This is a genomic window from Schlesneria paludicola DSM 18645, assembly GCF_000255655.1.
GTDB lineage: Bacteria > Planctomycetota > Planctomycetia > Planctomycetales > Planctomycetaceae > Schlesneria > Schlesneria paludicola.
The window spans coordinates 3,405,861-3,421,745 of the sequence record NZ_JH636434.1 but is presented as its reverse complement, the minus strand read 5'-3'; the positions used below and the strand labels follow the sequence as shown (position 1 = coordinate 3,421,745).

The 15,885-nt window shown below is 56.3% G+C and carries 11 protein-coding genes; 8 read left to right on the top strand and 3 right to left on the bottom strand.

The features are described 5' to 3' along the window. Positions 1–8: 8 nt before the first annotated feature. Positions 9–1,289, top strand: a complete 1,281-nt coding sequence (locus OSO_RS0116705; protein ID WP_010584374.1) for a valine--pyruvate transaminase — start codon at positions 9–11, stop codon at positions 1,287–1,289. A gap of 60 nt (positions 1,290–1,349) precedes the next feature. On the opposite strand, the gene OSO_RS0116700 is transcribed toward OSO_RS0116705, so the two are convergent. Together OSO_RS0116700 and OSO_RS0116695 are read right to left on the bottom strand one after the other, a co-directional pair. After that, entirely contained in the window at positions 1,350–3,791 is a 2,442-nt protein-coding gene (locus OSO_RS0116700) for an ArnT family glycosyltransferase (protein WP_010584373.1), read from the bottom strand. A 220-nt stretch (positions 3,792–4,011) separates the two neighbouring features. After that, positions 4,012–6,057 carry a sigma-54-dependent Fis family transcriptional regulator gene (locus OSO_RS0116695; protein ID WP_010584372.1) on the bottom strand — a complete coding sequence of 682 codons (2,046 nt, stop codon included), beginning with the start codon at positions 6,055–6,057 and terminating at the stop codon, positions 4,012–4,014. An 886-nt stretch (positions 6,058–6,943) separates the two neighbouring features. Between OSO_RS0116695 and OSO_RS0116685 the strand changes: the two genes are divergently transcribed. From OSO_RS0116685 to OSO_RS0116675, 3 genes are all read left to right on the top strand, one after another. Continuing rightward, positions 6,944–7,837 (top strand): hypothetical protein, encoded by an 894-nt coding sequence (locus OSO_RS0116685; protein WP_010584370.1) that lies wholly within the window; start codon positions 6,944–6,946, stop codon positions 7,835–7,837. Between the two features lie 8 nt (positions 7,838–7,845). Then, on the top strand, positions 7,846–8,577 hold the full coding sequence (gene scpB / locus OSO_RS0116680) for an SMC-Scp complex subunit ScpB (RefSeq protein WP_157605221.1): 732 nt from the start codon (positions 7,846–7,848) through the stop codon (positions 8,575–8,577). Positions 8,578–8,773: 196 nt separating this feature from the next. Beyond that, positions 8,774–9,781, top strand: coding sequence for an NAD-dependent epimerase (locus OSO_RS0116675; RefSeq protein ID WP_010584368.1), 1,008 nt, complete (start codon positions 8,774–8,776; stop codon positions 9,779–9,781). 1,051 nt (positions 9,782–10,832) lie between these two features. Here the strand turns inward: OSO_RS0116675 and OSO_RS52025 are convergent. Next, positions 10,833–11,402, bottom strand: a complete 570-nt coding sequence (locus OSO_RS52025) for a hypothetical protein (RefSeq protein ID WP_162130499.1) — start codon at positions 11,400–11,402, stop codon at positions 10,833–10,835. Positions 11,403–11,508: 106 nt separating this feature from the next. Here OSO_RS52025 and OSO_RS52020 point away from each other — a divergent pair, with 106 nt between their 5' ends. The 4 genes from OSO_RS52020 to OSO_RS0116635 all read left to right on the top strand — a co-directional run bounded on the left by OSO_RS52020 (position 11,509) and on the right by OSO_RS0116635 (position 15,864). Continuing rightward, on the top strand, positions 11,509–11,898 hold the full coding sequence (locus OSO_RS52020) for a HEAT repeat domain-containing protein (RefSeq protein ID WP_010584365.1): 390 nt from the start codon (positions 11,509–11,511) through the stop codon (positions 11,896–11,898). A gap of 243 nt (positions 11,899–12,141) precedes the next feature. Next, positions 12,142–13,533, top strand: coding sequence for an asparagine--tRNA ligase (gene asnS, locus OSO_RS0116645; RefSeq protein WP_010584364.1), 1,392 nt, complete (start codon positions 12,142–12,144; stop codon positions 13,531–13,533). A gap of 187 nt (positions 13,534–13,720) precedes the next feature. Further along, complete coding sequence (gene argB / locus OSO_RS0116640; RefSeq protein WP_010584363.1) at positions 13,721–14,608, top strand: acetylglutamate kinase; 888 nt, start codon at positions 13,721–13,723, stop codon at positions 14,606–14,608. 20 nt (positions 14,609–14,628) lie between these two features. Further along, positions 14,629–15,864 (top strand): aspartate aminotransferase family protein, encoded by a 1,236-nt coding sequence (locus OSO_RS0116635; protein WP_010584362.1) that lies wholly within the window; start codon positions 14,629–14,631, stop codon positions 15,862–15,864. The last annotated feature ends 21 nt before the right edge of the window (positions 15,865–15,885 follow it).

The window sequence follows — 15,885 nt, the reverse complement described above, 5'->3', positions numbered from 1 at the left end:
GATGCTTCATGAAACTCGATTTTTCCGCGGTTGGCCAGAAGCTGACGGCTCGTAGTGGTATCCTCGAACTGATGGATGATCTCGGGCGGGCGATGACCGAACAACCGGATATGCGAATGCTGGGTGGCGGAAATCCGGCCGCCGTTCCTTCCGTTCAGTTGTTATGGCGCGAGCGGATGGCGACTTTGATTGCGGACGGCCAGTCGTTCGATCGAATGCTTGGCAATTATGATCCGCCGCAGGGGAATCCCCGTTTTGTTCGGTCTCTGGCTGACCTGCTGCGACGGACGTTCCGATGGGACGTTCACCCGGAAAACATCGCGGTCACGAATGGCGGGCAGAGCGCCTTCTTTTTCCTATTCAATCTCCTGGCTGGTCGCTTCAAGCAAGGAACGTTCGGCAAGATTCTGCTGCCGCTTGCGCCGGAATACATCGGGTACGCCGATCAGGGGATCGACGAAGGAATGTTTGTTGCGTGCCGACCTGAGATTACCTGGCCCAATGGACCGGAATCGCGTGTCTTCAAATATCGAATCAATTTTGATGAGGTTGCGAAGACGCTGGAGTCGGAAGACATTCGAGCGATCGCCGTTTCTCGGCCGACAAATCCGACGGGTAACGTCCTGACGGATGACGAAGTTCAAAAGCTTTCGGACCTGGCCGCCCGTCAGAAGATCCCACTGATTCTCGACAACGCATACGGGGCTCCTTTCCCCAATGTCATCTTCACCGAAGCAAAGCCCTTTTGGACGCCAGATGTCATCATGACTCTTAGCCTGTCCAAGCTGGGGCTGCCGGGGACAAGGACGGCGGTGGTGATCGGACCACCGGACGTGGCATCTGCGGTGACCGCCATGACGGCCATTGCAGGGCTGGCAAATGGCACAATCGGCCAGCAGCTCGTGCTACCACTTGTCGAGTCGGGAGAGATTCTCGAACTCGGTCCGCGTCATTTGCGACCCTTCTATGCGGAAAAGTCGCATCAAGCGCAGGCCTGGATTCGCGAGTACTTCACGGCAGCGGGCGTAGATTGGGCCGTTCATGCCAGCGAGGGCGCCTTCTTTCATTGGCTGTGGTTGCGTGGTTTGAAGATTTCGACCAAAGAACTTTATGAGCGCCTGAAAGCTCGAAAAGTGTTGGTCGTTCCGGGCGAGTACTTCTTTTTTGGGATGCCCGATGACTGGTCACATCGGCATGAATGCCTGCGACTCAATTTTTCGCAGCCGGCAGAGGTCGTTCGTGAGGCGCTGCAAATCATTGCCGAAGAAGCGGCCAGCGTCATGTTGTAAGAATCGGCAGGCGTGCCTTGCGAGTTCCCAACTGGCGAACGGAGGCATGCGCGAACGAGTTCAATCGCGGAGTTGCGCGGGCGTATCCGAATTCGGGCCACGAAGGACTGGAAACAACTGTGCCGTCCGATATCGGGTTTCCCCTGCGACGATCGTAATCAGGCCGGGAGCCCAATCTGCGATCAGTTTCTGTCGGTCTGAGGACGCTTTCTCAAGGGGGGCCGTCGTCAGTTCCAATGGAACGGCAACGGGTTGCCCCAGGACACCCATCCGCTGCAATTCGGCAAAGCGATCTGGGTGAACAAACTCGGTGTAGCCATAGCTGCCGGGCTCACGGTATCGGAGAATTTCTGTCCAACTGACTTCGACATGCGTGATGCCTACCCGCTGTAACTCCGCGAGAATTTCCGCGGCCGGTCGCAGTTGTTCATGGGGCGAATGTGGATCTGCACAGATCTGTTGAAACAAGGAGTGATCGAAGACCGTATTGTAGAGATACGGATAGTGAGCATGAAATAACGCCGCTTCGCCAACACAAAGCACTTTGAAATCGGCCGGAAGCCGTCCCGATGCATACCCCTCATTGATCCACTTCTGGCGGGGGACGGTGTAGGCGATTGCAGTGTCGCGGGCGGATGTCAAATCAGTCCGGCCGGCGTTGAAGCCACCGACAAGTTGCATGATGTCGATGTTGTAAAGCGCGCCTGCGATCAAGACCGGCCACACAATCCAGGTCCAGACGCGGGGCGATTTTTGGTCAAGCCGCTGAGGTTGTTCGTACCAGCAGGCTCCGACGCCTGCGAGTAAGGACACGCCCGAAAATATGGGCACATAGAAGCGATCGATATGGTGCGTGAACAGCCACCAATTGGCGAATTGCCACCCTGCATAGAACCAGACGATCCCAATGATTGTTCGGTTTGGTTGAGAGTGAAGTTGCGGCGACTCATTGTCGCTGATGGGGCGACGACGACGTCCGTAAAGCAGGGACAATGGTGCCAGGCAGAACAAGAGCGGCGAGTGCCAGTCATTCTTGGAAACGACATCCGTCAGTTTGACGGGAAGGTCGCGCAGCGCAACGCCCCAGTTTGGATATGGTGAGTCGTGCCCGCGAGCCCATTTCAGATTCAATGCCTCGTCGCGATCGGCACCGCCGAAAATCCGAGTGGCCAAGGGGAAGACGGGATTACCCGTTTCGGCCGTGTTTTTTAACAGCCAAGGGCCGATCGTGCATGCGACGCCGGTTCCATAAACCACGACTGCGACGGCGATTTGAGGGACGCTTACTTGAGTTAATCTGCGTGCCGTCATCCAAGCCAACAGAATGCAGAGTGGGATCACAACAAGGACCAGGCCGGTGTATTTGCATGCCATCGCGCTCCCAGCCAGCATCCCGCTAAGTAAGACCCAGTTCAGGTCCATCGCGTGTTTGGGGCGTTCCGCTTCATTGTCGGGAAACCCATATCTCAGTGCGGCGAACATGGCGGCAAACAGATAGTACGAGAGTCCACCTTCGGCATACGCAATCAGGGAAACTCGATACATCCAAGGCGAGGTTAAATAAATCACCGCGGCCAGTTGACCCGTGGCCTTTGAAAACCAGCGACGTCCGGCTGCGTACAGTCCGATCGCCGTCAGCGGGATAAATCCGGCGATGACGGACTGTCCAGCCAGTGCACCCCAGTCCCAATCCCCGTAAAGCACCATGCTCGAGAGGATCAACATCTCGGTCAGGAACGGAAAACTGGTGTAGACATTGTGTGGCAGTCGCTGGATCCGACCAAGTTGAAACCATTCCTTGGGGCCACCGAGATGGTATTCCAGCACATCGAAGTCGGATTGTGGTGTCATTGCCCCCAATTGCTGGCCGAGCACGAACAACATCAAGATCGCGAGGATGATTCCGCCGAACTTCCGATTGCGCGCCGCCGTAGGGGGCGAAGATTGCGGGAGCGAGGGCGTGCTCGAGACCCGGAACTCGCGGCGTCGACAGACAATCTCGGCAAGCACCGCGGAGGTGAGAATCAATAGCAGTGGCCAGCGTGACATCCATCCGATGAGACCCAGCAACATCATCGACAGCGAAAAAAACGAGAGTCCCAGACCGATGGAAAAACACAACCGCTCCGATCCCTTCGCACGGATCGACAGGGCTCGAAGCAGCAGTGATCCCAGAGCCCCCGCGCCAATCCAGGTGATCAAGGCAATCAAAAAGAATGGGATGCGTTGTCCGAGATACAGCCAACTCCAGGGAGCGTTGGGCGTGGATGGGGGATCAAACAGATCCAGCATCCGATATGGCATGCCTTCCCAAAGCATCCAGCGGTCGACGTGATTGTTCGGAAGGTCAAACGATTGGAACCAGACAAAGAATCCAACGAGCCAGACACAGGCCAGCCCGACGTGGACCGTGGGAATCGACGCCGGAAGCCGCGACACCTGATCCTGGCGCGGGCTTTCGTTCGAAGTGTTTGCCTTCGACGATCCGTCTGGGCGTCTCATTCCGTTCGTTACTCGTTGATGGCACTGAGGTGGCGTCAGGATCCTGATTTACGGCGAAGTCTAACAGAAGCGTACGTGGCGACGTAACGATGTGATGGCGCCCGAGGTCTCAATTCGCACGTTCCAGGTTTGCTTGACGCAAAGAACGCCATCAGCCATGGGCTCGAAAGACCATGGCTGACAAGCGGGCATCAGCGTTAGCGAATTGGGTCAAGGTCTCTCAGCGGCGGCTGGGGCGTTCGACTTCGTACTTTTTCAGCTTGCGGTCCAGCGTCGATCGTTCGATTTCGAGGATATGCGCGGCCTGCGACTTATTCCACTTCGTCCATTCCAGCGTTGCCAGAATGTGTTCCTGTTCGATGATGTCGATTGACACCGGACGATACCCGGCAGAGGAGCTGGAGGTGAGCGATGGCGATTCGCTACGACCCAGCGCCGACAACTGGACATCGTTCGGGCCAATCGTGTCACCTGAGCACAGGATGACGGCACGTTCGATGGTATTTTGCAGTTCACGGACGTTACCGGGCCAGCCGTAGTTGGTCAGGGTCGACAAGGCCGCAGGAAGAATCGCGGTGACCGAACGTCCACATTTTTTCGAAAAACGTTGCATGAAATGCTTGGCCAGGATGGCGATATCGGTGCGTCGCTCACGCAGCGGCTCGACCAACAACTCCATGACCTGCAGGCGGAAGTACAAGTCCTTGCGGAAGCGACCCTGATCAACGGAGTCTTCGAGGTCTCGGTTTGTCGCAGCGACGACGCGGACGTCGACGCGGACTTCCGTACCACCACCGACTCGTTCATACGGATGGCCTTCCAGGACTCGCAGGAACTTGGCCTGAATTGCAGGGCTCATCTCGCCGACTTCGTCCAGGAAGATCGTTCCTGAGTGCGCTTGTTCGAATTTACCGATCTTGCGGCCAACTGCTCCGGTGAACGAACCTTTCTCGTGCCCGAACAACTCGCTTTCGAGCAGGCTCTCGCTCAGTGCGGCACAGTTCATGGTTACAAATGGGCCATCTGCGCGATTACTGTGCTGATGAATGGCCCGCGCGACCAGTTCTTTACCAACACCGCTCTCGCCACGGATCAGTACAGTGGCACCAGTTGGAGCGATTCGCAGGATCTTTTCGCGCAAGCGGCGAATTGATTCGCTGTCGCCAACCAGCTCCGTTTCGATCAGGAGCTGTTCGCGAAGCGTTTTGTTTTCCGTTTCGACGCGTGCCAAACCTGCGGCCAATCGGCTGCGTTCTTTCAGGTTCTCGAGTGCACCGGCGAGTTGATCGGCGACTGCGAGTGCAAATTCTGCATCGTCGGGTTCGAGCCGATTGTCGGGATTTGTGGAATAGAGTTGGATCAAGCCCAGCAGGCGATCCGCCGTACGGATGGGTGCACAAATAATGCTCTCGGCACGCATCGCCCGTAAACTATCGCTCGATTTAAACTTGTCGTCCGAGCTGACATCGTGAGCGACGACCGCTGCTCGCGATTCCAGCACGACACTTGAGACGTAGTCAGACACCCGCTCAAACGGACGCGAATCCAGCGACTTGTAGGCGACAACATCGAGTTTGCGGTGATCTTGAAGTGCGATGTCCGCTTCTTTGAACAGAAGCACGGCACCCAGGTCGGCGGATGTCACCCCGAACAATCCGTCGAGGACGATCTCTGACAGGCGGCGAATATCGGTTTCTGCACCCATCTTAAGGCCAAGCTTCACCAGCCGTTGTGCCTCTTGTCCGGCACGGTCGCGAGCTGACAACGCATCTGAATCGGCGGACATATAGCGGGTCTTATCCGTCAAATGCACAATTTCCGGGCGAGGTTCAGCGCTGCTGCCTCGGTTCTCATTCCGCACCGTATCGCTGGCCAAGGCCCGCACGGTGTCGTTGGTCGCCTCGTCTTCACTGCCCGAACGGCTGCGAGGATCGCGCGTAAAGCTGACGACGGTGTTCCCAATCTGAAACTGACGGCTTTCAGTCAGTTGCAGGTCGCCAGTGATTGGTTCGCCGTTGACGCGCGTACCGTTTCGGCTCCCCAAATCGCGAAGTTTCCACACACCACCGTCGAAGAACACTTCACAATGGTTGCGGCTGCAAATTTCGTCGGGGATCACGAGCCGATTGGTCGTCGCGCGACCGATCGTCGTCACCTGGCCTGAGTGTAATGGAACAATGGTTCCTTCGAGCAACCCACTTCGAACGACCAGGTGCGCCGTTGTTTTGATGATCGCCGTGTCGGAATCGCGTGTCTGCATTGTCATCGGCCAAACCTACCTGTAAAGCACTTGAGAACTTTTCGCTATTCACTTCTGCGATTAGCTACAATCATACGCTCAGAAAACATCCACCCGCAAGTCTCGAACCAAACTGCATGAAGTTTTTGGGATAATTCCCAGAAGGTCAATCATGTGTCGCTGACAATTTGTCTGTAACCTTAAAACTGATGGGGTGTTAATGCGCAATTGCTGGTGTTGCACTGCTGTTTATAGGGGCGGCAGACCGATCGCGAGCTCGGATCTTCCGGGATTTGAAATCTTGCACTCTGGATTGTCACGAAGCAGTCCGCCTAGAATTTATGCTGCAAAAGAGTCCAGTTGTGTTCGTGCCGCTTTCATTTTTCTGTCGCTTTTTGGCCCTTCGGTGCGCGTCTGTATATTTTTGGCTCCGCAATCACCTTGAACAGGTCAAAAATTGGCCCCATTGGATGAAATCCGACAAAAAGGTCCGGAGCATGGTGAGCTTGAGCAGCCTAATATTGCCTTGGTGTGCGAGCCAGGCGCCAAGTTCTCTTGAATCCGTCGAAATTCTCGCAGAGACCCTGACGCTTAAGGCGACCATTTGTGTTAGTGCTGTGACGCGTGCCTGGAATGGACTGTCAGTTGATTGGAGTTCACGGATTTCAGGTGATTACCCAGTGTTGGCGTCGGTCATCGGCAGTTTCGGCCACTTGCGACGAGAATTCGTCTGGGGAGCAAGCGTGGACCAATGCCGATCAGAAAGTGTGCCAGATGCGGCGGAAATTCGGCTTGGTTGGAGAAATGACAATTTCCGATTGCCAGGTTTGATGTCATCTTCTACGATCCAATTCCGAATGCGCCGGATCATGTGAGTCCGCTGCGAGAGGATAATCCCACAAGGAGGTGGGCGATGAGATCCAATGGACTGGCCACAATTCTGCTGATGATTCCGGTGCTGACCGTTCCTGCGTTGGCGATATTCGGAATTCCGCAATTCGCGCCCGTTGTGGCATCTCCCTTGGATGAAGGGCGAGATCACGACCGAGAAGCGCGTGTGGGGAATTCGGCCAGTTTGTCTCGCGATGAGTTATTCGGCGACGTTGAAGGTTTCGGGTCAGAACCAGATGGCTCGGACGAGATCTTTGAAGACCGACGCAACAAGTTGAATCGTCCGGGCCCTGCGGCTCGAATCGGAACCAAATCCTCGAAGGACGTCGCGAAATCAAGTTGGGGCGATGACCTCAACGAAGATACGGGCTTCACGACTTCGAATATTCCTCGGTCCAATGCCGCTGGGTCGCGACCAGCCGAGATCCGACCCGTTTTGTCGCAAGGGAGAAATCCGAAGCGATTCGCGATTGGCGATACACCCACGCAGAATCCGCGTCGAGCCATGCCGACCACGAAACGGAGCAATGGCGTCCAGTTGGCCTCGGCGACAGATGAAAATGAGTCTGTCGCACCGGCCAACTTTTTCGATGACGGGGATGCTGATCGCGGACAGGCGATGGCGCCGTACCAGAAAAAGTCGTCACGATCCGAGGAGTCGCGTCCGTCGAAGCGGCGCGAGCTTGCCTCCGAACCGTTGACCTGGCAGTCGGCGGTCGAGAAGTTGAATGAATTCGAAATTCGCAGTTTTCGGCTAGAGCCGGGGCATCAGCTCGGGCACTTTGTGTTCATCTGCTCGTACACGCCACCAGACACCCCTCGTGTCTCACATCGTTTCGAAGCCGATGCCGACGAACCTCTGAAGGCCGTTGAGAAAGTTCTGGAACAAATCGTCGAGTGGCAGAAACGCCGATGATGTCGCCCATGTCGTCTTTAGGCTCCGGCTGGGGTCGCGCGTCGACGGGATGGAAAGTCATCCCCTACGATGGCCATCGCTGGGCATTCTTTTCCCGTGGGGGTGACGACGCGGCCGCGATCATCGTCATCAGCGGTACCCACCCGGCCTGCGTACGGACGCCAAAAATGGCGCGTGTCGAAGCCGTTCTCTTCGTTGCGGATGTTGCCATTTCTGCAAAACGGCTTTCGCAACTGGCGACACTGGCCGACACCCAGGAAGCGAATCGGCTGATTGAACAACTGAATGCGGCATACGACCTTGACGATTCCGCCTATCGAATTGAGCGGGTGGCTAGCGGTTACCGCATGCTGACGAAGCCCGCGTTTGCGTTCTGGCTGGGCAAGCTGCATCAGCGTCAAGCAGAATTGAAGCTGACGCCTCCGGCACTCGAAACGCTTGCGATTGTCGCCTACCGTCAGCCGGTAACGCGAGCCGACGTTGAGGCGATTCGACGAGTTCAATGTGCGGATCTGCTCAAATATCTGATGGAGCGTGGTCTCGTTCGAATTGCGGGCGAGCATGACTCGCTCGGACGACCTTTCCTGTACGAAACCACGCGTCAATTTCTGGAGCTCTTCGGTCTGAGGGGCCTGGATGCCTTGCCGATGGCCGACGCCTTGCGTCCGCGTGATCAAGTGGCCGCAGCCCGCATCGACGCGGATGAGGGGGATGCCGAATCCAGCGAGTCGGCAGCATAGGAGTCTCGGTCAATCGGGGGGGTATCCCCGCTGCCGAAGCTTCTGTCTGAAGGTTGCACTGCGCGGTCTGCCACGCGACAGTGCCGTTCAGCACCAACGATCAGGCTTCCGGTACGCGGTGAAAATTGACCGCGGTTGAAACGAGTGCTGATTGCCAGGAATGACGTGAACACAGAGGCGTGCAGGAGACTGGTCCATGAAATACCTTGTGACGGGAGCGGCCGGGTTTATCGGAATGCATGTCAGTGCCGCGTTGCTGGACCGAGGTGATCAGGTCGTCGGTTTCGACAACTTGAACCCGTATTACGCGGTCCAATTGAAACGCGACCGTCTCGAACGGCTGATGCCGCGGGCTGGCTTTCGATTCGAGCAAGGTGACTTGGCGGATCTTTCCCGTCTGTCAAAGTTGTTCGACGCCGAACAGTTTGATGTCGTGATCAACCTGGCAGCCCAGGCCGGCGTGAGGTACTCGCTGACCAATCCACACGCGTACGTCGAAAGCAATCTCGTCGGTGTCGTCAATATTCTCGAGGCCTGTCGACACCATCAGGTCGGCCATCTCGTCTACGCGTCCTCCAGTTCCGTCTACGGCTCCAATACCGAGATGCCGTTCTCGATTCATCACAACGTCGATCATCCTCTCAGTCTTTACGCCGCCACGAAAAAATCGAACGAACTGATGGCTCATACATATAGTCATCTGTTCCAGCTTCCCACGACCGGTCTGCGTTTTTTCACGGTTTATGGGCCGTGGGGCCGTCCAGATATGGCAATGTGGCTGTTTACGAAGGCGATTCTTGCAGGCGAGCCGATCGATGTCTTTAACAATGGCCTGATGCGTCGCGATTTCACGTACATCGACGACATCGTTCAAGGTGTGATCCGGGTCGCGGATCGGATTCCCGAAGCAAATCCAGACTGGAGCAGCGACCATCCCGATCCCGGTACCAGCCGCGGTCCCTTCAAAATCTACAACATTGGAAACAATCAGCCCGTCGAATTGATGGCGTTAATTGAATCGTTGGAGCGTGAGCTTGGGCAATCCGCCGTCAAAAACTTTCTGCCCATGCAGGCAGGAGACGTGCCTGCCACCTACGCCGACATCGATGATTTGATTCGCGATGTCGGTTTTCAGCCAACGACGGCGATTACGGAGGGGGTCAGACGCTTTGTGGAATGGTATCGAGCATACCATCACGTCTGAGAAGCGATGACGGGCCGCGGCCGCGATGATGCCGTCGACGATTGCGCGTGTACGCCGCATTTGCGAAAAGGCTGTTCATGGTGCTGCCTCGTTTTTCCTAGTGCGTCATACAAATCGCGAGAGGCGATTGCGGCGATCGACACCGCCATGGATTCTGCCTCCGCATGAGCGAGAATGTGATCGCGTGTTGCGACCCGTATTCGCGGAATAATCGTTGTCGTTGATGAGGCGGGCGAGTGTTCGCAGCGTCGCTCGATTGTCGTCACGGCCCGCAATTTCGGACGTGCCGAGTGGCTCGATGGTAGTCTGACCTCGTTAAAGGGGGAGTGACCCATTCTCGCGATAAAGTCGCTTGTATCTTTCCTGTTCATCTCTGTTGCCCCCATTTTGACAGGCGATAGGTCAAATTCGCTGGTGGAGGTGGCCGTAGAGTCGTACTCAGTTTAACTGATCGGCATAGGGCTCATTTTCGACACGCGAATCGACGTAAAGTGCCTGCAAAATAACGTGTTGTGCGGTTCAAGGAATCAGAAGCCTCGCGCCGATCCATTGACCAGACCCGCAGAGAGCGACTTCATTGCGACTGAATGAAATCAACGCAGCGCGGGCTGTGAGGGGGGCAGCAGTCAACCCCGGACTGCTGCATAGGGATCAGGTTTCAGAGGAAAAGTCGAGCGGTAACGAAGAGTGCAGGAATTGGTTTTGAATTCAGCCGCACACGAACCGCGACGCGCGTCGCGGGCGGAGTGCGTCCCGAGAGGGTAGGGACAGTGCCGCCTGGGGTTCCGCGGCGAACCAATCCGGCCTCAAAAGTGGGTCACTGATGACTCACTCGTTTTGAAATTCCCAAGGGAAGGAGACGTTGTTTCATGCGATGGATCAAGTTCTGTAGTGCTGTGCTCGCCGCCATGAGCATCGCCAGTGTTTCAGACGCCGCACAATGCACGACGAGCTGCGGTGCCGCAAAGAGCTGTGGCTGTGCTGCGACCACGCAGCCAGCTTGCTGTAAACCCGTAATCGTTCGACCTTGCTGTCCAACGGTTCACACGTATCAAAGACGCTGCTCGGACATCAAGCCGCCATGCTGCGATAGCTGCTGCCACAATGGAGGTTGTGCTCCATCTGGTTGCGGTAACAGCGGTGGGGCCCCATCGGGTTGTGGCAACGCTGGTGCTCCAGCCTGTGCGGCTCCTGCCGCAGCTTGTGCTCCCGCTTGTGCAGCGCCTGCTGCCGCGTGTGCACCAGCTTGTGCTGCTCCTGCAGCCAACTGTGCTCCAGCCTGTGCGGCTCCTGCGGCCGCTTGTGCTCCTGCTTGTGCCGCTCCCGCTGCTGCATGTGCACCAGCTTGTGCTCCCGCCTGTGCAGCACCTGCTGCAACGGCTTGTGCACCAGGCTGTGCCGCTCCTGCCGCGGCTTGCGGTCCTGCAACATCCTGCACACCTGCTTGTGCTCCCGCTTGCGGCGGTGGCCTTTGCGGTGGTGGATTCCTGAAAGGCTTGTTCGCCAAGCACAACTGTGCTTCGACCTGTGCCTCGACTTGTGCTGCTCCAGCTGCTGCTTGTGCTCCTAGCTGTGCCGCTCCAGTCGAAACACGCTGCTGCAATGCAAATCCTTGCGACATTGCGAAGCTGATCTATATCTCGCAAACGGCCTGCTATGCTCGTCAACGACGCGCTGCTCTCCGTAAGCTTGGCAACCGATATGACTGCATCTGCAATCCAGAAATCATGACGGCTTTCGTCTATGGTTTGAACGATGCTGATGAACGAGTCCGTCGCACAGCCGCTGATAAGATCGGTGATCAAATCCGCAAGAACTGCTGCTGCTGCCCAGAAATCGTGGCCGCCCTGACCTGTGCGTTGGGCGATTGCGATCGCGGTGTTCGCCGTCAAGCTGAACAGGCTCTCCGCCTGTGTGGATATGACATCGTCGATGGCTGCTGCGGAACGACTTGCAGCACGACCGCTTGCGGTGCCGGTGGATGTGCACCAGCCGCTGGTGCTCCTTCGGTTTCTCCTGCTGTCGAACCATCGTCACCAGCTCCAGTTCCCCCACAAGAGAAGACCGGATCGCACCGCAAGGGCAACCTGTCGACCCTGTTGGGAATGCGGATCTGATCCTGACGAGTACTATGTGATAGACCCGTCTCAGACTCCCTGAGACGACGTACTATAACGAACAGCGGCCTTCGGATTCGTCCGAAGGCCGTCTTCGTTCTTTGGGGAGCCATCGCACATAATTGCGATCGACGGAAACGCCCCGCGAAATGCCAACACGAATTCATTGAGATTCGAGCCGACTTGGCGATACATTTCATGACGTGAACCGCTAACAAATGATCCTGCGACGGATTGGGAACTATGACACGCGCACGCATTGCTCAGATTCTGAAGTCCGGTGAGCCGGGAACGACCGTCGATGTCAGGGGATGGGTTCGCACCAAGCGTGAATCGAAGCAAGACTTTGCGTTCCTGGAAGTCAACGACGGCAGTTGCATGGCGAACGTGCAGATTGTCGTCGATGCGAATTTGCCGGACTATGCCTCATTGATCAAGCAGATTCACACCGGCGCTAGCGTTGCCGTTGTGGGCGAAATCAAGGCTTCGCTTGGGAAAGGGCAGCGGATTGAAGTCCATGCGCACAGTCTGAAGGTTTTAGGGACTGCCGATCCCGCGACCTATCCGCTGCAGAAGAAGGGGCATAGCTTCGAATTCCTGCGCGAGAAGGCGCATCTTCGTCCTCGGACGAATACATTCGGGGCCATCGCCCGTGTTCGCAATGCACTCTGTGCGGCAATTCACGCGTTTTTCCAGGCGCGCGACTTCCTCTATGTGCAGACGCCGATCATCACCACCAGCGACTGCGAAGGTGCGGGGCAGGTGTTCCAGGTCACGACGCTCGATCTTGCCCGGCTTCAGCAAAGCAAATCTCCGCTGGACTATTCGCACGATTTCTTCGGCAAGAAGGCAGGTCTGACGGTCAGTGGCCAGTTGGAAGGGGAGATCTTTGCGACCGCGGTCGGCGACGTCTACACCTTCGGTCCGACGTTCCGCGCAGAGAATTCGAACACGACACGCCACCTGGCCGAGTTCTGGATGGTGGAACCCGAGATGGCATTCTACGAACTCGAAGACAATATGGATCTTGCCGAATCGTTCGTGCGGACGATTGTCAAAGACGTCCTCGAACGTTGTCCTGAAGATCTCGCGTTTTTCAACGAACGCATCGAGCCAAACTTGATTGCGTCGCTCGAAAATATCGTCAATCACGATTTCATTCGTCTGACGTATACCGAGGCCGTTGAGATCCTGTTGAAGTCCGGACACACCTTCGAATTCCCCATCGAATGGGGCAAGGATATGCAGTCGGAGCATGAACGATTCCTGACGGAACAGCACTTCAAGCAGCCGGTGATCCTGACCGATTATCCGCGCGAGATCAAATCGTTCTACATGCGATGCAATGAAGACGGAAAAACGGTCCGCGCGATGGATGTTCTGGTTCCGCGGATTGGGGAAATCATCGGTGGCAGCCAGCGCGAAGAACGGCATTCGGTGCTGATCGACCGCATGAAAGAGTGCGGGCTGGTTCCCGAGGATTACTGGTGGTATCTGGAATTGCGGCAATATGGGACCGTTCCGCACAGCGGTTTCGGCCTGGGTCTGGAACGAACGGTTCAGCTCGTCACGGGGATGACGAACATTCGTGACTGCATTCCGTTCCCGCGAACCCCGAAAAGTGCCGATTTCTAGTCACAAGGTCCTCGTGTTTCCAGGGGATGATTGCGTTGTAGCGATTGACGCAAAATGGCTGATGCGAGCCATTTCGTCATCCTATTCGCCTGTCTGAACCACATGGGCGAATTGACACCTTTCGTCGCGTCGCCATAAAATCCACGGTTTTTCCCCGCACTGTCTTTTTTGCATCAACTGAAGTCGTATGTCACACCAATTTGATGAAGCCGTTCGCAAGGCCGACGTTCTGCTCGAAGCGCTGGGCTGGATTCGGCAGTTCCGCGGCCGTCATGTTGTCATCAAGCTGGGTGGCAGCACGATGGAAGAGACGGCCGCCGTTAAGCATTTTCTGACGGATGTGATTTTCATGTCGTCGGTGGGAATGCGGCCAATCCTTGTGCATGGGGGCGGAAAAGCGATTAATGCGGCGATGTCCAAAGCCGGAATCGCGCCGCGTTTCGTTCAGGGACGCCGCTATACCGATGACGAGACCCTCGAGATTGTCGCACAAGTTCTCGCGGGGGAAATCTGCCAGGGGCTGGTCGATGAAATCATTCGCCAGGGTGGCGACGCGCGGGGCCTCAGCTATCAAACCGTCAACTGTCTGCTCGGCAAACGGCTGACTCTACCGGGCGAAAATGGTGAACCAATCGATTTGGGGCGTGTCGGAGAAGTGATCGACATTGATCGCGATTTATTGCTGATGACATGTCGCGAACAACAGATTCCCGTATTACCCTCGGTCGCACTGGATGAACAAGGTGGCAAGCTTAACGTTAACGCGGATACGGCGGCGGCGGCCGTCGCGCGATTGATCCAAGCCGAAAAGCTCGTCTTCCTCAGTGATGTTCCCGGAATTTACCTCGACCGTAAAGATCCTTCGACGCTGCAATCGCATTTGAATGCGGCACGCTGTCGAGAGTTGATCAAAGAGGGAATCATTGATGCCGGGATGGTGCCCAAAGTGGAAGCGGCCTTGGAAGCTCTCGAGGCGGGCGTGAAGAAAGTTCACATAATCGACGCTCGGATTCCTCACTCGGTCCTACTTGAAATCTATTCGAACGAGGGTATCGGGACGGAAATCGTCCTTTAAGCTCAACCCAGGAAACTCTCATGCATCCGGCCGCAACTCGCACCAGTCAGCAGACGATCGATCAGTTTGGGCAGTACGTGATCCCGAACTACAAGCGCTATCCCGTTTCGCTCGTGCATGGCGAAGGGAATTACGTCTGGGATGCTGAAGGAAAACGCTATCTCGACCTGTTTCCCGGTTGGGGCTGCAATATCCTCGGGCATTGTCCGCCGCGCGTCGTCAAGGCGATTCAGCAGCAGGTAGAACATCTGATTCACATTCCGAATACCTGGTTTACCGAAGCGCAGGGCGACTTCGCCGAGGCACTGGTGCGGCACAGCTTCGGTAAGGTGTTCTTCGCAAACAGCGGCACCGAAGCAAACGAAGGCGCGATCAAGCTGGCACGCCTTCACTATGCGACAAAAGACGGCGCGACCAAGGCGGGGGGAACGTCGAAGTACCGCGTGATTTCGTTCACGAATGGTTTTCATGGACGAACTTTCGGCTCGGTGACGGCGACGGCGCAGCCAAAGTATCATGAAGGCCTGGGGCCGCTGCTGCCTGGGTTTCGTTACGCCCCCTACAACGATTTTCAGGCCGTCGAATCACTGGTCGACGACGAAACCTGCGCCATCCTGCTGGAACCCGTCCAGGGTGAAGGTGGCGTCAATATCGCCACCGATCATTTCTTACGCAGCCTGCGAGAATTGTGTGATCAGCGGGATATGCTGCTGATTTTCGACGAAGTTCAAACAGGCATGGGCCGCACGGGCGAATGGTTCGGTTACCAGCAATCCCAGGTCCAACCCGACATCATGACACTGGCCAAGGGTGTCGCGGCGGGGGTTGCCTGCGGGGCATTCATCTGTCAGGACCATATTGCTCCCAGTTTGCGGCCCGGCATGCATGCGAGCACGTTTGGCGGCAATCCGCTGGCAATGGCGGCGGGCATTGCGACGATGAAGACCATTGAAGAAGACGGTTTGCTGGAAAACTGTCGAAGTATGTCCGATCGTTTTCGGCAGCATTTTGAAGCGTTGAAGACGAAATTGCCGATTATCAAGGAAGTTCGGACGCGCGGCATGATGATCGGAGTCGAGTTGAACATCCCTGCCACACCGGCTGTGGCGAAGTGTATGGAACGGGGTGTACTGATCAATGCGACACACGATACAGTCGTTCGGCTCCTTCCTGCGCTCAATATCACCCCGGCTCAAGTAGACGAAGGCTGTCAGGTGATTGCCGAGACGCTCGAATTGATGGCGTCGGAAGCTTAGTATAAAGGAAATCCCCCACGG